Source organism: Sphingomonas edaphi (assembly GCF_003583725.1).
GTDB classification, from domain to species: Bacteria; Pseudomonadota; Alphaproteobacteria; order Sphingomonadales; family Sphingomonadaceae; genus Sphingomicrobium; species Sphingomicrobium edaphi.
The window spans coordinates 283,875-300,243 of sequence record NZ_QXTF01000001.1 but is presented as its reverse complement, the minus strand read 5'-3'; the positions used below and the strand labels follow the sequence as shown (position 1 = coordinate 300,243).

Here is a 16,369-nt window from a genome sequence, read left to right as displayed (position 1 = left end):
CGATCAGGCGGCGCGATTGCGAGCGCAGTCGCCGGCCATATTGATCGCGGCAGCCATCGCTCGCGGATCGGCGCGATCCTGTCCGGCGATGTCGAACGCCGTGCCATGGTCAGGAGCGGTCCGGACGATGGGAAGGCCTAGCGTGATGTTGACGCCTTCTTCAAAATGCAGGGCCTTCAGGGGGATGAGCGCTTGGTCATGATACATGCACAACGCGGCATCATACTGACCGCGTGCCGCGGCGTGAAACATGGTGTCTGCCGGATGCGGGCCAGTTACCCGCCAGCCTTCCGCCCTGAGCGCGTCGATCGCTGGCATAATGCAGTCGAGTTCTTCGGTGCCTAGCGTACCGCCTTCGCCGGCGTGCGGATTGAGACCGGCTACGGCGAGGCGCGGGTCAGCGATGCCGAAGGTACGCTGCAGCCCCCGCAACGCCGCCCGGCCCCGCATCTCGATAAGACCCGGCGTCAGCATTTCCGCTGCCCGGCGCAAAGGCACGTGCGTCGTGACCGGAACCGTCCGCAGACTGGGGCCAGCCAGCATCATCGCGACATTGCCGGGCGAAATGCCGCATCGCTCCGCAACAAACTCGGTTTGGCCGGGGTGGGAAAAGCCGATGCCGTACAGCTGCTGCTTGGATACCGGGCCCGTGACGACCGCCGCCGCCGAGCCTGACCTTGCAAGTCCGACCGCCAGTTCAAGAGCGTCTAGCGAGCAATGGGCGCCCGCTACGCTGGGATGCCCAGGTAGATCGGTGTCGGAAGAGTTGATCGCCAGGACCGGAAGGCCGTCATGGAACGCCTGCAAGGCCTCTGAGGGATCGTCGATGACGGCGATCGGGCCGTCCCAAACCGCCGCAAGGCTGCGTGGATTTCCGACCGCAACGAACGGCATCAAGCCGAACTGTTGTCGATGGTCCCAGCATTTCCCGACCACTTCCGGGCCGATCCCGGCGGGATCGCCCAGCGAAACGGCCAACGGCCTTATCATTGTCGACATCGTTTCCGCTTAACGGAAGTCGATCACCGCGTCACGGCGAAGGTCGCGCAGGTAACGGCGGGAACGCAGGTTGATCCGCTCCTCATTCAGCTGCGCATAGACCTGGTCAAAGCTCGGCGCAGTCGGATCGACCTCGTCGCGGCCGCACAGGACGAGGATCCGCACGCCTTCCTCAATTGAGCCGAAGGGTCGGGTTGCCTGGCCAACCTGCATTTCCATCATCATGTCCTGCAAAGCAGTGGGAAGGTCGCGCATCTTGACCTGATCGGACTCAACCACTTCGCCGTTGAACTCGCTCGCGAGTTTTTCGGCTCCGCCGCATCCGCCAATGTTCTGGCTCGCCGCCGCAAAACGGCCAACGACCGGTTCTGCCTGGGCACGGGTCGCACCCTGCGGGAAGCGGATCGAGACCTGCTTGAGCGTCAGCACGGCGCTGCGCGGATCGGCCGTCAGAATCTTTCGGACGTCCTGGACGGCAATGATGGAATAGCCACCCGGCACCTTGATTGGCGAAGAGACCATGCCGGGGCGCATCTGGCGCACGGCTATGGCTAGCTGTTCCGGAAGCTGTTCCGGTCGAACCCAGCCGAGGTCGCCGCCGACGGCGGCGGTCGATGCTTCGGAGAACTGCCGCGCATAGGCGACGAAAGATCCGCCCTGTTCGAGCGCTGCCATGATCTTCTGGGCGTTGGCGGCTGCCTGCTGCTCATTGGCGGTCGTCGCCGACAGGAAGATTTCGCCGACGCGGAATTCTTCAGTGCCTTTGGAGGCATTGAGCTTGTTGATCACGGCATTCACTTCGTCATCACCGACGCTAATGCCGCTTTCGATTTTCTTTGACTGCAATCGGCGCCACGCCATTTCGCCCAACACCTGGCGACGGATCGAACGGATCGAGGAGCCGCGCGACTTGAGGTAGACCGCCATCTGGTCAGGTGTCTGCTTCACATTGCCCGCCACGCGCTCGACGGTCTTGTCGATTTCGGCGTCAGTAATTTCGATTTCCTCAGCCTTGGCGGCCTGGATCTGGAGCGTTTCGTCGATCAGGTTGCGAAGGACCTGTTGGCGAAGGCGATCGACTTCCTCTGCGGGAATATCGGTGCCGTTGGCGATGGTCAGCAAGGCGAGACGTTGGTCGACGTCGGTCTGGGTTATGACCTCGCCGTTGACGATTGCCGTAGCCTTGACGACCGAGGGCAGCGTCGTGCCGAAAAGTTGGGGTGCCTCTGGAAGCTTAAGCGTCGCGGCCGAATTCGCCGGAGCCGCATTCTGCTGAGCGGCCACTGTCGTCGCGAGCGCGAGGCCAAGTGCCAGCGGAACGCCGCGAACCAAGCGCGCCTTGAACGTCGTTTGCTTCAATCCCACCACTAAATTCCCTTTGTCGCCAACGCTGTAGAGAGTTGCCCTTTACGCACCGGTGCTGAACGGCAGCTTAGCGGCCGATGCCCTTAAGCGCGAAATTGATCGAAAACGTACTGCCCTTCCGGAACTCCCCGATGCGTTCATAGTCGCGCTTCCACGCGACGCCAAGTTCCAGGCAATCGTCCTCGTAAGCGATGCCCAGCCGGTGTCGTACAGGCTCATAGCCATCTGCGAGGCTCAATGGGTCTTCATCCTCACCAGTGAGGTCGAGGACGGTAGATCCGAATACTGACCAGTAGCGATGGAATTGCCACCGGCCGGCAAGTCGCAACTCTTCCTTGTCGCGCAGATCCTCGACGGTCGGCGAGATGTCCCGGTTCAGTCGGAGATAGCCGATCTGGGCATAAGTGAGATCCGTGCCGACGGTGAGGTCAAGCTCGTTGCGGCGGACGGCGAAGTTGTCCTTATCGAGGCGATAGCGATGCGTCAGGTCGATAAACCGCCCGAACTGTACGCGCGTGCGTCCTACGATATCGGAAAAGCTATCCGTGAGACCCGTGCCGTCCGGGAAAATGCTCGGTTCCCGGGTCAGGCGGTAACTTTGCCCGACAACCGTGTGGATCGCCCATTTCGGACGGTCGACCGCCCATTCAAATCCGTATGTGATGCGCGATCCGTCTTCCCAGCGGTCGTAGCCGGGGAAGCGGTTGAGCGCGAACAAGTTGCTATCCTCCAGGTCAACCGCGCGAGCATCCTCATTCGGAATGCTGAGGTTGGGCGTGGGCGGTGTCAGGACGAGCTGGACGCGAGGGGTCAGCCGCTGCGTGCCGCCCCACAACTCACCAATCAGCGGCCATTTGAGATCTGCGGCGAGCGCGCCGATGCCCCGGAACTGCCAGCCGTCCTCGCCACGGTAGATGGCGACCGGCGTCTCGCTGGATTCGTCCGTGTGATAGGCGTCGGCGCGGGCGTAGGCCGTCAGGAGAAGTTCCTGGCCCATGCTGGTGATGCGGCGTAGTTCCCATTTCGCGCTCGCGAATGCGCGCTGGGTGTCTTGGCCATCCCGGCGCAGAATAGCGAGGCTGTTTGCCTGTACTTCGAATTTGCCGCCAAGCCAGGGGTCGTCCAGCCGGAACCGAGCGTCCACTGCTGGAAGCGCGATTGGGATTTGTTCCTGGTCGTCGCTTGAGCGGAGGCCCTGGAATGCCCATCCGCTGATCGACACATAACTGTCGAGCGAAATCCGCTCGGCATTGATGAAATTACGCAGGCGGTCGTCGCGGGTGATATCGTAGCGCCGCGCCACTGTCTTGTCGGTTGCGACCCGGAATGATCCGGTGACCGTCCAATACGGGTCCAGCTGGAACCGACCATTTCCTTCGAAATAGCCCCGAATGCCGTTGCGATCGCTGAGGGTTGTCGCGGCCGGGTCGGGATCGGCATCCGGAATATCGCCGTAGGTAATGAACGCTCCAAGTTGATACGCGCCCTTTGAAGTCAGGTGACGCCAACGTGCCTCAAACGCAGGCGCGGAGTGGGTATAAAGATGGGGCGTAACGGTCAGGTCGCGATCGCGGTCGACGCGCCAATAATAAGGGAGGCTGAGTTCAAGCCCATTATTGCTGTCGACGCGAATGCTTGGAACGAGGGCGCCGGTGACGCCCCCCTTTTGCGAGCCGTCGCCGATACTGAAGATCGGCAACAGCGGGATCGTCATGCCGAGGATAGTTAGCCGTCCGCCGGCAAACCGCACCCGACCGGTCGAGGAATCCTGCACTACCCGCGCGGCATTGATCTTCCAGCTCGGATTTCTCGGGCAGCCTGCCGGCGTTGTGACCGGGCAGGGCGAGTAGACGGCGTTGGTGAGTTCGGTCGTCGTGCCGCTGCGCGTGCCCCTAACCGCGGCGATGCGGCCACCGCTTTCCAGGACGATTAGGAGGTTGTCGATCGTGCCATCGCGCAGGGTGTCGGTCAGGTCGACGCGATCACCGATCAACTTGTCGCCGCCCGGATTGATGACCACCACATTGCCTTCGGCTACGACCCGGCCGCTGTTGCGGTCCCAGCTGACCCGATCGGCGGCCAAGTAGTTGCCGTCGCGGGACATGCGGACTTGGCCTGACGCGGTAAGCTGCTCCGCGCCGCTGTCGTAAATCACCTCGTCTGCGCTGAAGTCGACCGTGGGTTCGGCAGCCGGCTCAGCCGCGGGCGCGTCGTCCTGCGCACGGGCCGCCGGTGCCAACGCAAGGAACAGCGGCAATGCCGTCAAGCCCAGGCCAATCGATCGCACTGCCCGCAAGTTTCCGCCCGGTCCCATTCTGGTTGAAGAACCGCCTATTGCAGCTTGTCCGCGAACCGGCAATCCGCCTTGGGACGAGGTGCCCCTTTGCCTTGGCGCGGCGCACGCCGTAAGGGGGCGAAAACTTTGGCTTCATCGCATTCGAGGAAATTCATGCAGATCCGCTTTGCCGACACTCGCCCGACCGGCGACTTCGCCGTTGTCATTCCGTCCGCGGGAAAGAGCCGCCCGGCCGTCGACGCACTGGGTGCGGAGCAGGCGAGCGTCGAGGCCGCTCTGAAACGGAGCCGCTTCGAAGGTGATAGCGGTTCGGCGGTGGAGCATTTCCTCGCCAGCGATAGCGGGCGCCGCCTGCTGGTCGTTGGGACCGATCCCAAGGGTAAGGACGCTGCCGAGAAGCTGGGCGGTAATGCGGTCGCGAAGCTGCTCACCTCCGGGGAGGCGTCGGCGGTCATCGACCTGACGGGAATGGATTATGATGCGGACGCGGCAGCGCGGGTGGCGTTCGGGGCGGCGCTGCGTAGCTGGCGTTACGACCGGTATCGCACGAAGCTGAAGGACAAGCAGAAGCCGACGCTGACAACCGTGACGATCGTCGGCGGCGGGACCGGGGCCGAGGAACGCTATGCCACACGCTACGCGGGTGTGGTCGAGGGCGTGGCGCTGACGCGGGAGCTGGTAACGGAACCGGCCAACATCATCTATCCCGAAACTTTCGTCGAGCGCGTGTTGGAAAGCATCAAGGGCGTGGGCATCGAGGCGCAAGTGCTAGGCCGCGATGAGATGGCGCGGCTGGGCATGGGCGCGCTCCTCGGCGTGGCGCAGGGCTCTGTGCGCGAACCTAAGTTGTTGATTTTGAAGTGGAATGGCGGAAATGCCGGTGACACGCCGGTGGTTTTCGTGGGCAAGGGCGTAACGTTCGACACGGGGGGCATTTCGATCAAGCCGGCGCTTGGTATGGAAGGGATGAAGTGGGACATGGGCGGCGCGGGTGCCGTCGCCGGCGCGATGAAGGCGCTGGCGGCGCGCAAGGCGAAGGCCAATGTCGTCGGCATCTGCGGGCTGGTTGAGAACATGCCCGACGGCAATGCGCAGCGCCCGGGCGACGTGGTCACGACCATGTCGGGCCAAACAGTCGAGGTAATCAACACTGACGCCGAGGGGCGGCTGGTGCTGTGCGACGCGATGACTTGGGCGCAAAAGCAATTCAACCCGAAGGTGATGATCGACCTCGCGACTCTGACCGGCGCGATGGTCATCACGCTGGGCCATGAATATGCCGGCATCTTTTCCAATGACGATAAGCTGGCGGCTAGCCTCATCGCGGCAGCCGACAAAAGCGGCGACAAATTGTGGCGGCAGCCGCTGGGCGAGGCCTACGACCGGCTGATCGATTCGGACATTGCCGATATGAAGAATGTCGGCCCGCGCGAGGCCGGTTCGATCACCGCCGCGCAATTCCTGAAGCGCTACGTCGACGAAGGCGTGACCTGGGCGCACCTAGACATTGCCGGGGTGGCCTGGTCGAACAAGGCGTCGGCAACTTACGACAAGGGCGCGACCGGCTACGGCGTGCGTCTGCTAGACCAGTATATCGCCGACACCGTCGACGTCTGATCCGGACGGAGCGCGCCGCGATGCAGGTGGACTTCTACCAGCTTGGCGGCGCACCGTCGGACGGCATCGTGGCGTCGATCGCAGCCAAGCTGATCGACGAGGGCCAGCGGCTGCTAATCGTTTCGGCCGATGAGGGCGCACTGGCGCGGCTCGACCGGCAATTGTGGGACCAAAGCGCGGCGAGCTTCCTGCCGCACGGACTGGCCGGCGGGGCGGACGATGCCTCTCAGCCAATCCTGCTGTCGCTAGGGACGGACGCGCCAAACCGTGCGCGTAACATGCTGATCGCCGACGGCGAGTGGCGTGACGCGGCACTGGCCTATGACCGCGCCTTCTACCTCTTTGACGCGGAAACGCTGGAGGGCGCCCGACTGGCGTGGAAGTTGTTGTCCGGGCGGGACGGTGTGGAGCGCCATTACTGGGCGCAGGAAGAGGGGAAGTGGGTGAAGAAGGCCTGAGCCTTGCCCTTCCGACCCGCTCCGGCTAGGGGCGCGGCCAACTTCTCATTCCATCACGATTTTTTGGAGCTTCCCATGGCGGTTACCCGCACCTTTTCAATCATCAAGCCCGACGCTACCCGCCGCAACCTGACCGGCGCGGTCACTAAGATGCTGGAAGAAGCTGGTCTGCGCGTCGTAGCGTCGAAGCGCATCCACATGACCAAAGATCAGGCCGAAGGCTTTTACGCGGTCCACAAGGAGCGTCCCTTCTTCGGCGAGCTGGTCGAGTTCATGATCAGCGAGCCGGTGGTGGTCCAGGTGCTGGAAGGCGAAGACGCCGTCGCTCGCAACCGCGATATCATGGGTGCGACCAACCCGGCCGACGCCGCCGAAGGCACGATCCGGAAGACCCACGCGCTGTCGATCGGCGAGAACAGCGTCCATGGTTCGGACAGCGACGAGAATGCGGCGATCGAGATCGCCTATTTCTTCAAGGATGAAGAAATCGTCGGCTAAAAGCCGATACGCTAAACCGGAAGTCATATCCGGGAGAGGATGGCCGTCGGGGAAAATTCCCCGGCGGCCTTTTCTTTTCGACCAACGGCGGTGGCGGGAGTCCTTGGCGAGGCATATCATTCGGCTGGTAACGTCAAGGAGTGGAGGCGCATTGGTGATGCCTCGTTCGTTCCTGTTGGTCGTATTGACCGCCTTTCCGACACTGGCCGCCGGTGCCGTGGGCGCCGTGCACGCCCCGAAGATTCAGCGCCCCCAACCCGTCCCGACGACGCCCATGCCGGCTCTGCCGCCCGCGATCATCGACGACAAGCTGGCAATAGGCGGGGAGGACATCAACGCGCGCAAAAGCAACACGCGAATGACGGTAGAGGTGCGGGTGAACGGCCGCGGACCCTATCGCTTCCTGGTGGACAGCGGAGCCGACACGTCGGTGGTGGGGCAGCGGATCGCCCGCGACCTGTCGCTGCCGATGGGCAATGCGGTCACGTTGCACGCGATGACGGCGAGCGCGCGGGTCGACACGGTCCAGGTTGCCGAATTGTCGATGGGGCAGAGCACCATTCGCGACCTGCAGATGCCCGCGCTTCGCGAAGAGGATTTGGGCGGCGAGGGAATGATCGGGATCGACGCGTTGGTCCAGCAGCGGCTGATGATGGATTTCGAGAAGAGGGTTATCAAGGCCGAGGATGCGCGGCAGCCGGCGAAAATGCTGGCAGGCGAGATTGTTGTGACGGCGCGGCGTCACCGTGGCCAACTGATCCTGACGCAGGTCAAGGCAGCAGGACAGCGCGTGGACGCGGTGGTCGACACAGGATCTGAAATCTCCATCGGTAACACGGCCCTGCGGGACAAACTGCTGCGCAAGCGACAGAAATTCGAAACGGTCGAGGTGACCGGCGTCACCGGTGTTACGGTGCCAATTCAGATTGCGCGGATCGAGCGGCTTCAGCTTGGATCGGTCACGTTAAGCAATGTGCCGATCGCCTTTGCCGACGTGCCGCCGTTCAAGGTTTTCGGCCTGTCCGACCAGCCTTCGCTGTTGCTTGGCACGGACCTGCTGGCGACGTTCCGCCGGGTTTCCCTGGATTTCCGGGCGCGAAAGGTTCGATTTCAACTGCGGCGTTGCGGGACGTCGGGCGTGGTCATCAGCACGGCGTCATCCTTCTGGTCGACCAAACTGTCGTCTGGCGACAATGAAGAGGTGTGCCGGAGAGACCGTTATTAGTTGGAACGGCGATAAGTCCAGCGATTGGGCTTGCTGCCGTCCACGAGGCTGATTTCGGCGTAGATACCGTCGGCGGTCAGGCGATAAATTATCCGCTGCGGATAATCGTGCACGTGGTTGCGCCATTCGATTTCGGTCGCCGTGGCGCGAACGACAGGGAATGAGGCGACCGGAGCGCCTTTCGGCGAGGCGTGGAATACGGGATTGCCCAAAGTGTCCCGTTCGATGCGCATCCATTCCCAATGAGTTACGCGGTCTCCCTTCCCGGTGCGGGCGGAGCCCATCATCTGGCCGCCCTTAGGCGCCGTCCAGCACTCCTCGGTCCAGTCATCGGCTTTCCGTTCGATCCAGCAGCCCGCAAGGAAGGCCGGCAGCGGCAGGTTGGCTGAAGGTTCGGCAAGGGCGAGTATGATGGCCAACATGCGAGCGCTCCGAGATTGGACGTCTGCTTCTGGGTGTACCAGATTGGAAGCGGGCTGTCCGAGAAGGGCCGCCGTTTTAGTGGGTCATCGCAACACACGCTTCGAAATGCTTGATGGGAGCTTAGAAGCCAAGCGTCTTCAGGGCGTCCATTAAGCTGTCTGGCGATCTCGTCCAAGCGCTCCTGTGAGTGGACGCTGAGGTTGGCGCCCTTTGGGAAGTACTGCCGCAGGAGACCGTTCGTGTACTCGTTCGAGCCGCGCTGCCACGGACTATGCGGGTCGCAAAAGTGACTGCGGCATCGGTCGCAAGCGTAAACTCCTTGTGGCGCGCCATCTCCTTGCCGCGATCCCAGGTTCGCGATTTGACCAGCTCGCCGGGAGGCGATGCGCCTGTTTGAGCAGGGCCGTGAACACCGGCTGGCTGGCGCCGCGGCTACTCACCTTGGCCAGCAGCACGTAGCGTGAGTGCCGCTCGACCAAGGGATGATTGCGGATGCTTTAGGCCTCCGGTCCGATCAACCGAGCTCCCGTGGCAGCAGGATCAGCGGGTATACCGTGTTACGCGGAAAGAACGCATCCTACGGCCGGCAGGCCCGCGAGCCGAGCGCGAAGAGGCTTCTCTGGATTAGCGGGCGCGTTTGTAATGCATGGCGACGGCGCCGCTGCGGAGCGGCGTGGCCGAGATCAGCTCGAGCCGTCGCGTGCTTGGCAGCCCGCTCTGGTAAAGGGTTGGGCCGTGGCCGGCGATCCTGGGGTGGACGAGGAGTTTGTACTCGTCGATCAGATCTAGCCGGTCCAGCTCGGTCGCGAGCTTGCCGCTCCCGAGGAGCACGCCGGCCGGGGTCGCGTCCTTGAGCCTCTGCACGTCCGTGCGCAGGTCGCCGGCGATGTGGTGGCTGTTGGTCCACGGGAAGGCCTTTCGCGTCGACGACACCACGTACTTCGGCTTGGCCTCCAGCTTGATCGCCCACTCGCGTAACGCCGAAGGCGCCTCCTCGTCGCCGCGGGCGACTGCTGGCCAGTAGCTCTCCATCATCTCGTAGGTGACCCGACCCCACAGCATCGCCCCGCTCTCGCCCATAAGATGGGTGAAGAAGGCGTGCGTCTCGTCGTCGGCAACTCCCTCCTGGTGGTCGACGCAGCCGTCTAGGGTGACGTTGATGCTGAAGGTCAATAATCCCATAAGGTTAGCCTAAGCCAAACTCTGGAGAATCCGAAGAGGTCTTGCTCGCGGTTGATGTTCAACTTCAGCAATGAGTCGGCGCCGGACGTAACGCAGTTTGATGAATGAACGACCGGAAACGAGATGGTAGCCAACTAGCGTGATTCAGCCTTGTGAAGCGCCTCAAGCGCGGCAAGTTCATAAATGGTCATAGAGGCAGAATAGCGCCCGACCTAGTGACCGAAATGGGTTGCGGGTTCAGACGTTCAGAACTCGTCCGCGGCCCGCATCAATTTGGTGAATCGTTGCGGGGCGCATTGGCGCCAGCTTCGTTCCAGCCAGTCGTTCACTTGGCCCCAGTCGACGTCGCGGCGGTTGAGCTTGAGGCCTAGCCAGCCGTTCGCGCCGTAGTATTTGGGCCAGTAGTAAATGTCTGGCTGCGCCTCGATCAGGCCGGTCATTTCGTCGGGGCCGCTCGCCTTAACGAGCAGGCCGACCGCTTTCTCGCCATGGTGATGGTCCGCGATGATGGCGAACAGCTTCGCGGTCTTTTCGTTGCCGACGCCCCAGCCGGGCGACCCATGACTTGTCTTGCGTATGACTTCCGGCAGGCGAGAGGCGAGTGCGTCGACCTGTTGCTCGATCCAGCCCGCGTCGAACGGGCGGGCTGCGTAGCGGCCGAGGATGCGCGGGTAGAGCTGATGTTCCGCGATCAGTACTCGATCTGCAAGCGTTTCCGCCGTGTCGCCGCGCAGGACGGCGACCTCGACCTGGCCGAGGATTTCGCCCGAATCCAGTTCGGGGGTCACTAGGTGGACGGTCGCGCCGGTGATCGTGTCGCCATTGTCGAGCGCCTGTTGCTGCGTGTGCAGGCCCTTGTACTTCGGGAGTAGCGAGGGATGGATGTTCACGATGCGGCCCGCCCAGCGCGCGACGAACGCGCTAGGGATGATGCGCATGAAGCCGGCGAGGGCGATGAGATCGACGCCGGCCTTTTCCAGCGCTGAGTGCAGCACCTCCCAGTAGTCGGCGCCGAGCGACTTCGCATCAAGACGGATGACCGGCGCCCTTTCTGCCTCCGCCAGCGCGAGGCCTGGAGCGTCGGGCTTGTCTCCAGTGACGAGCGCGACGTCATAAGGGCAATCGTCAGCGCGGCTAGCGTAGAGGAGCGCCGCCATGTTCGAGCCGCGGCCCGAAATCAGGACCGCGACGCGCGCCTTATCCATGATGAATGGCGGACCAGTCTTCGCGAGCGCTCCAGGTCTCGGCGCTGCCCCTTACGGTGCAGCCTTTTTCGCCCGCCTGGATCGAGCCGATGTGATGGACGGTCTCACCGGCAGCTTCGAGTGTGGAGGTGACATCGTCGGCCAGATTGGCGCGGACTACAGCGATCATGCCAATGCCGCAGTTGAAGGTGCGAGCCAGTTCACCCGGCTCGATCGCGCCTCCGGCCTGGAGGAAGGCGAACAGGCGGGGCAGGGGCCATGCGTCGGCGTCGACCGTCGCGTGGGCGCCTTCGGGAAGCACGCGCGGGATGTTCTCGAGTAGGCCGCCGCCAGTGATGTGAGCGAGGGCGGCGATTTTCCCGCCGCGGACAAGCGGAAGCAGGCTCTTCACGTAGATACGGGTCGGTTCGAGCAGCAGGTCGCCGAGGAGACGGTCCTGGTCGAACAAAGCGGGTCGATCGAGTTTCCACCCGTTGTCGGCGATGAGCCGGCGGACGAGGCTGAAGCCATTGCTGTGCACGCCGGAGCTGGCGAGACCGAGGATAACATCGCCGGGCCTAACGTCGTTGCCTGTGAGCGCCTTCGCGCGGTCGACCGCGCCGACACAGAAACCGGCGAGGTCGTAGTCGCCTTCGCTGTACATGCCGGGCATTTCCGCGGTTTCGCCGCCGATCAGCGCGCAGTTGGCCTGGCGGCATCCTTCGGCGATGGAGGCGACAACCGCGGTGGCGGTGGCGTTGTCGAGTTTCCCGGTGGCGTAATAGTCGAGGAAGAAGAGCGGCTCCGCGCCCTGCACGATAAGGTCGTTTACGCACATCGCGACAAGATCGATGCCGACGCCGTCGTGGCGGCCTGTCTCGATTGCGAGTTTGAGCTTCGTGCCGACGCCGTCGTTCGCGGCGACCAGCAGCGGATCTTCATATCCCGCCGCCTTCAGGTCGAAAAAACCGCCGAATCCACCAAGCTCGGCATTCGCGCCAGGGCGGGCAGTGGACTTTGCGAGTGGGCCGATGGCTTTCACCAGAGCGTTGCCGGCGGCGATCGACACGCCAGCATCGGCGTAAGTGAGCGGCTTTTGCGTCATGTCGAAGCCGCCTAGCCATATCCTGCTTGGAATTCCACGCCATTGTCGCCAAAAGCGCCCTGATGCTTTTTCGCCGGCCTGCTGTCCTCCTTTCCGCTGCCGTCCTCGCCCTCGCCGGGGGCGGGACTCTCGTTGCCCAGATGGAGGGCGCGGAGCGCGGTATCCTTCCCATCGACAGTTCGGGAACGCTGGAAATCAGCGGGATCAAGGTCGATGTGCCGGGCAAGGATGCCAATTCTGCGCGATATGCGGGCTGGCGTGAGGCGCAGAGGCAAGGCTTCAAGGCGCTGTGGGCCAAGACCAACAAGCGGCCGTTGAGCGAAGCGCCCAACCTGTCGGATTCGGTGTTGGACACGCTGGTCAGCTCGATCGTCGTCGAGCGGGAGCAGATCGGGCCGACGCGATACATTGCGACGCTGGGCGTGCTGTTCGATCGCGCGCGGGCTGGCGAGTTGCTGGGTGTCCCGGGCCAGACAACGCGATCTGCGCCAATGCTGCTGATCCCTGTCGTGACGATGGGCGGGGCGGAGACAAGCGTCGAGCTGCGCAATCCGTGGCAGCGCGCCTGGGCCCAGTTCCGCACCTCGCAAAGCCCGATCGACTACGTCCGCGTTAGCGGACTCGGCGTCGATCCGCTGCTGGTCAATGCGGCGCAGACCCGGCGGCCCGCGCGCGGATGGTGGCGCAACGTGCTCGACCTGTACGGCGCGGCGAACATCCTGGTCGCGGAAGTGCGGCTGGACCGGCTCTATCCGGGTGGGCCGAGCAAGGGGCGCTTTATCGGAAAGTTCGGGCCGGACGGGAAAGTGCTGGGAAGCTTCGAACTGACCGCCAAGGACAACGCTGACTTGCCGCGCATGATGAACGAGGGAGTCCAGCGAATGGACGAGCTGTTCGCGCAGGCGCTGGCGGCAGGAATTGTTCGTGGTGATCCCGACCTCATAATCCAACCGCCGCCGGTCCAGGAGGAAGAGGTTGTCGAGGAGGCGCCGAGCGTCCCTGCCGTCATGTCGGTATCGATCAGCTCGCCCAACGCCGCATGGTTGGATTACGGTCTGGCCGTTATCCGATCGATCCCGGGCGCGCGGATTTCCGGGTCTGGCAATGTGATTACCGTGACCTACAGTGGCGGGCCGTCGGCGCTCCGGGACCAGTTGATCGCACGCGGGCTCAGCGCCAGCGCTTCGGGAACATCGATCAGCGTCACGTCGGCGCCCGCCACGCTCAATCCCAGCCCGGCGCCGCAGAGCAGCCCATCGCCGTGAAGGGTCGCCCGGACCAGATCGCGCTGCCGCTCGACTGGCCGCAGGTCCAAGCAGACAGCCGCTTCATCATTGCCGACGCGAACCGCGAGGCGTTTGAGCATTTCCGCGGCTGGAGCCTTTGGCCGGTAAAGGCAACGATCCTGACGGGTCCTCCGCGGTCGGGTCGGTCCCTTCTCGCGCGGGCCTTCGTCGAGCGGGTACACGGGCGGCTTTACGACCGAGCGGAACGGCAGAACGAGGCGGACCTGTTCCATGCCTGGAATGCCGCGCAGGATGACGGGCGGCCCCTGGTGATGATTGCCGACGAGGTGCCACCGCAGTGGGAAATCGCGCTTCCGGACTTGCGGACGCGGCTGGCGATTACCCCGATCGCGCGGATTGGCCTGCCCGATGACGAGCTGTTCCGGTCGGTCATCCGGCTGCTGTTTGCCGACCGGGGCGTCCATATTCCGGAGGAGGCGCTGAAATATATCTCCGAGCGGGTAGAACGAACCTATTGGATGGCCGAGCGGGTGGTGGAGACCATAGACCGTTTCGCCATTGCCGAGCGGGCACGGCTGACGCTGCCAACTATCCGCCGGGCCCTTGGTGACGGCGGCATTCTGGAGGCTAGGGGGGCGGCATGAACGTGGAGCGCAAGATCGCCGAAGCGCCGGCCCGCCTGTTTAACCGCGAGCTGAGCTGGCTCGCGTTCAACCGGCGCGTACTGGAGGAAGCGACCAATGGCGCCCATCCGCTGCTCGAGCGGCTGCGGTTCTTGTCGATTTCAGGCACCAATCTGGACGAATTTTTCATGGTGCGCGTTGCGGGCCTGAAGGCGCATCAGTTGCAGGGTATCGACGACCTTAGCGCTGACGGGATGACCGCGACGCAGCAACTCGACGCTATCGCCGAGGAAGCGGACGCTCTGGTCGTGTCGCAACAGGCGGAATGGCTGGTCCTTCGCGAGGCACTGGCCGAATCCGCATTGCAGGTTGTGCAGGAGGGGGGACTGACCGGCGAAGAGCGGGCTTGGCTAGCGGATCACTTCCGCGAGCAAGTCCTGCCAGTACTCACCCCGCAAGCGATCGACCCGTCGCATCCGTTTCCCTTCATCCCCAATGGCGGGTTCAGCCTAGTGTTCGACCTCAGGCGCGGTAAGCGGGCGGAGCCGGTCGTCGAACTGCTGATGATCCCGCCGACCTTGCCGCGCTTCCTGAAGCTGCCGGGCAAGGAGATGCGCTTCATTGCCATGGAGAATGTCGTCCGCGCGCATTTTGACCAGATATTCCCAGGCTTCGAGAAGGTCGGCGCCGGCGCGTTCCGCCTCCTGCGCGACAGCGACATCGAGGTCGAGGAAGACGCTGAGGACTTGGTTCGGTATTTCCGCAGTGCCATCAAGCGGCGGCGGCGCGGGCGGGTCATCCGTATCGAATTCGCGGCTGACACGCCCGGAGACCTGGAAGCAATGGTTCGCGAGGGTGTCGGAGCGGACTCGGCGCTGGTTGTCGAAAGCGCCGGCTTCATCGGGATCGCCGACTTGGGGCAGTTGGTCGAGGTTGAACGGCCGGACCTAAAGTTTCCGCCCTACACGCCACGCTTTCCGGAGCGGATCATTGAGCATGACGGCGACTGCTTTGCCGCCATTCGGGGCAAGGATTTCATCGTTCACCATCCATACGAAAGTTTCGAAGTGGTCGTCGCCTTCCTGCGGCAAGCGGCCGAGGATCCCAATGTCGTCGCGATCAAGCAAACGCTTTACCGGGCGGGCAAGCAATCGGCGATTATCGACGCGCTGGTTGCAGCAGCGGAAGCCGGAAAGTCGGTCACCGCGGTCGTCGAACTGAAGGCGCGCTTCGACGAGGAGCAGAACCTGTTGTGGGCAAGCCGGCTCGAGAGGGCGGGCGTTCAGGTAATCTACGGCTTCGTGGAGTGGAAGACGCACGCCAAGATCTCGATGGTCATCCGACGCGAGGGCGCGGTGATGCGGACCTACTGCCACTTTGGAACGGGCAATTACCATCCTACGACGGCGCGGATTTACACGGACCTGAGCTATTTCACGGCTTCGCGGCGCGCGGCGCGAGACGCCGCCAAGCTATTCAACCTGACCACCGGCTACGTGCAGCCCAAGGGCCTGGAGCTCTTAACCCTCAGTCCGCGCGGGCTCCGGGAAAAGATACTGGCGCTGATCGATGCGGAAATCGCGAACGCCAAGGAAGGAAAGCCGTCGGCCGTCTGGGCGAAGATGAACAGCCTGGTCGACCGGCAAGTGATCGACAAGCTGTACGAGGCAAGCGAGGCGGGGGTGTCGATTGAATTGATCGTGCGGGGCGTCTGCTGCCTGCGGCCCGGCGTGCCGGGGCTGTCATCCAACATTCGGGTGAAATCAATTGTCGGCCGCTTCTTGGAGCACAGCCGAATATTCGTTTTTGCAAACGGAGCGCGACTGCCGCATCGCAAGGCCAAGGTCTTCATCAGTTCGGCGGACTGGATGCCGCGGAACTTCGACCGGCGAGTCGAATATATGCTTCCAGTGGAAAACCCCACCGTCCATGCACAGGTGCTCGACCAGGTCATGATCGCCAACCTTATCGATAATGAGCAGAGTTGGGTCCTGGGCGCTGACGGCAGCTACAGCCGGTTGAAGCCCGGGAAGCGCCACTTCAACTTGCATCGCTACTTCATGACGAATCCGTCCTTGTCCGGCCGCGGACAGGCGTTGGCAGGCAAAGCCGTGCCGAAACTTCGATTGACGCAGCGAGGCTAGCGC

The 16,369-nt window shown here is 63.3% G+C and carries 14 protein-coding genes and 1 pseudogene; 7 read left to right on the top strand and 8 right to left on the bottom strand.

Going from position 1 to position 16,369, the window contains the following annotated elements:
• Window positions 1-3: 3 nt before the first annotated feature.
• The 3 genes from pdxA to D3M59_RS01500 all read right to left on the bottom strand — a co-directional run bounded on the left by pdxA (window position 4) and on the right by D3M59_RS01500 (window position 4,651).
• Window positions 4-999, bottom strand: coding sequence for a 4-hydroxythreonine-4-phosphate dehydrogenase PdxA (gene pdxA, locus D3M59_RS01510; RefSeq protein WP_119530940.1), 996 nt, complete (start codon window positions 997-999; stop codon window positions 4-6).
• 9 nt (window positions 1,000-1,008) lie between these two features.
• Window positions 1,009-2,358 (bottom strand): peptidylprolyl isomerase, encoded by a 1,350-nt coding sequence (locus tag D3M59_RS01505; protein WP_456114931.1) that lies wholly within the window; start codon window positions 2,356-2,358, stop codon window positions 1,009-1,011.
• Window positions 2,359-2,431: 73 nt separating this feature from the next.
• Window positions 2,432-4,651 carry an LPS-assembly protein LptD gene (locus D3M59_RS01500; protein ID WP_233543095.1) on the bottom strand — a complete coding sequence of 740 codons (2,220 nt, stop codon included), beginning with the start codon at window positions 4,649-4,651 and terminating at the stop codon, window positions 2,432-2,434.
• A 162-nt stretch (window positions 4,652-4,813) separates the two neighbouring features.
• On the opposite strand from D3M59_RS01500, the gene D3M59_RS01495 reads away from it, so the two are divergent.
• The 4 genes from D3M59_RS01495 (at window position 4,814) to D3M59_RS01480 (ending at window position 8,458) form a co-directional block, all read left to right on the top strand.
• On the top strand, window positions 4,814-6,277 hold the full coding sequence (locus D3M59_RS01495; protein ID WP_119530936.1) for a leucyl aminopeptidase: 1,464 nt from the start codon (window positions 4,814-4,816) through the stop codon (window positions 6,275-6,277).
• A 20-nt stretch (window positions 6,278-6,297) separates the two neighbouring features.
• Window positions 6,298-6,735, top strand: a complete 438-nt coding sequence (locus D3M59_RS01490; protein WP_119530934.1) for a DNA polymerase III subunit chi — start codon at window positions 6,298-6,300, stop codon at window positions 6,733-6,735.
• Window positions 6,736-6,810: 75 nt separating this feature from the next.
• Window positions 6,811-7,233 carry a nucleoside-diphosphate kinase gene (ndk, locus tag D3M59_RS01485; RefSeq protein ID WP_119530932.1) on the top strand — a complete coding sequence of 141 codons (423 nt, stop codon included), beginning with the start codon at window positions 6,811-6,813 and terminating at the stop codon, window positions 7,231-7,233.
• A 157-nt stretch (window positions 7,234-7,390) separates the two neighbouring features.
• Window positions 7,391-8,458, top strand: coding sequence for a retroviral-like aspartic protease family protein (locus D3M59_RS01480; RefSeq protein WP_158581919.1), 1,068 nt, complete (start codon window positions 7,391-7,393; stop codon window positions 8,456-8,458).
• On the opposite strand, the gene D3M59_RS01475 is transcribed toward D3M59_RS01480, so the two are convergent.
• The 5 genes and pseudogenes from D3M59_RS01475 to purM all read right to left on the bottom strand — a co-directional run bounded on the left by D3M59_RS01475 (window position 8,455) and on the right by purM (window position 12,352).
• Window positions 8,455-8,880 (bottom strand): DUF6265 family protein, encoded by a 426-nt coding sequence (locus D3M59_RS01475; RefSeq protein ID WP_119530928.1) that lies wholly within the window; start codon window positions 8,878-8,880, stop codon window positions 8,455-8,457. The genes D3M59_RS01480 and D3M59_RS01475 overlap by 4 nt on opposite strands.
• Before the next feature lie 121 nt (window positions 8,881-9,001).
• Window positions 9,002-9,244: pseudogene (locus D3M59_RS12180) on the bottom strand (IS30 family transposase); the annotation flags it as partial.
• Window positions 9,245-9,505: 261 nt separating this feature from the next.
• Complete coding sequence (locus D3M59_RS01465) at window positions 9,506-10,063, bottom strand: dihydrofolate reductase family protein (protein WP_119530926.1); 558 nt, start codon at window positions 10,061-10,063, stop codon at window positions 9,506-9,508.
• Window positions 10,064-10,308: 245 nt separating this feature from the next.
• Window positions 10,309-11,268 (bottom strand): phosphoribosylglycinamide formyltransferase, encoded by a 960-nt coding sequence (purN, locus tag D3M59_RS01460; protein ID WP_119530924.1) that lies wholly within the window; start codon window positions 11,266-11,268, stop codon window positions 10,309-10,311.
• Window positions 11,261-12,352, bottom strand: coding sequence for a phosphoribosylformylglycinamidine cyclo-ligase (gene purM, locus D3M59_RS01455; RefSeq protein WP_119530922.1), 1,092 nt, complete (start codon window positions 12,350-12,352; stop codon window positions 11,261-11,263). Before purM ends, purN begins: the two co-directional genes overlap by 8 nt.
• A 62-nt stretch (window positions 12,353-12,414) precedes the next feature.
• On the opposite strand from purM, the gene D3M59_RS12010 reads away from it, so the two are divergent.
• Genes D3M59_RS12010 through D3M59_RS01445 form a run of 3 tightly spaced genes read left to right on the top strand, consistent with a single transcriptional unit; the run spans window position 12,415 to window position 16,366 of the window.
• On the top strand, window positions 12,415-13,617 hold the full coding sequence (locus D3M59_RS12010; RefSeq protein WP_158581918.1) for a heavy-metal-associated domain-containing protein: 1,203 nt from the start codon (window positions 12,415-12,417) through the stop codon (window positions 13,615-13,617).
• Window positions 13,614-14,243 carry a P-loop NTPase family protein gene (locus D3M59_RS01450; RefSeq protein ID WP_158581917.1) on the top strand — a complete coding sequence of 210 codons (630 nt, stop codon included), beginning with the start codon at window positions 13,614-13,616 and terminating at the stop codon, window positions 14,241-14,243. The genes D3M59_RS12010 and D3M59_RS01450 overlap by 4 nt, the downstream gene beginning before the upstream one ends.
• Window positions 14,240-16,366 carry an RNA degradosome polyphosphate kinase gene (locus D3M59_RS01445; RefSeq protein ID WP_119530918.1) on the top strand — a complete coding sequence of 709 codons (2,127 nt, stop codon included), beginning with the start codon at window positions 14,240-14,242 and terminating at the stop codon, window positions 16,364-16,366. Before D3M59_RS01450 ends, D3M59_RS01445 begins: the two co-directional genes overlap by 4 nt.
• Window positions 16,367-16,369 lie beyond the last annotated feature (3 nt).

Coding starts and splice junctions, on each gene's coding strand:
- D3M59_RS01465 (WP_119530926.1), bottom strand. CDS start 10,063: ATGGGATTATTGACCTTCAGCATCAACGTCACCCTAGACGGCTGCGTC.
- D3M59_RS12010 (WP_158581918.1), top strand. CDS start 12,415: ATGCTTTTTCGCCGGCCTGCTGTCCTCCTTTCCGCTGCCGTCCTCGCC.
- purN (WP_119530924.1), bottom strand. CDS start 11,268: ATGGATAAGGCGCGCGTCGCGGTCCTGATTTCGGGCCGCGGCTCGAAC.
- purM (WP_119530922.1), bottom strand. CDS start 12,352: ATGACGCAAAAGCCGCTCACTTACGCCGATGCTGGCGTGTCGATCGCC.
- D3M59_RS01445 (WP_119530918.1), top strand. CDS start 14,240: ATGAACGTGGAGCGCAAGATCGCCGAAGCGCCGGCCCGCCTGTTTAAC.
- D3M59_RS01490 (WP_119530934.1), top strand. CDS start 6,298: ATGCAGGTGGACTTCTACCAGCTTGGCGGCGCACCGTCGGACGGCATC.
- D3M59_RS01475 (WP_119530928.1), bottom strand. CDS start 8,880: ATGTTGGCCATCATACTCGCCCTTGCCGAACCTTCAGCCAACCTGCCG.
- ndk (WP_119530932.1), top strand. CDS start 6,811: ATGGCGGTTACCCGCACCTTTTCAATCATCAAGCCCGACGCTACCCGC.
- D3M59_RS01480 (WP_158581919.1), top strand. CDS start 7,391: ATGCCTCGTTCGTTCCTGTTGGTCGTATTGACCGCCTTTCCGACACTG.
- D3M59_RS01495 (WP_119530936.1), top strand. CDS start 4,814: ATGCAGATCCGCTTTGCCGACACTCGCCCGACCGGCGACTTCGCCGTT.
- pdxA (WP_119530940.1), bottom strand. CDS start 999: ATGTCGACAATGATAAGGCCGTTGGCCGTTTCGCTGGGCGATCCCGCC.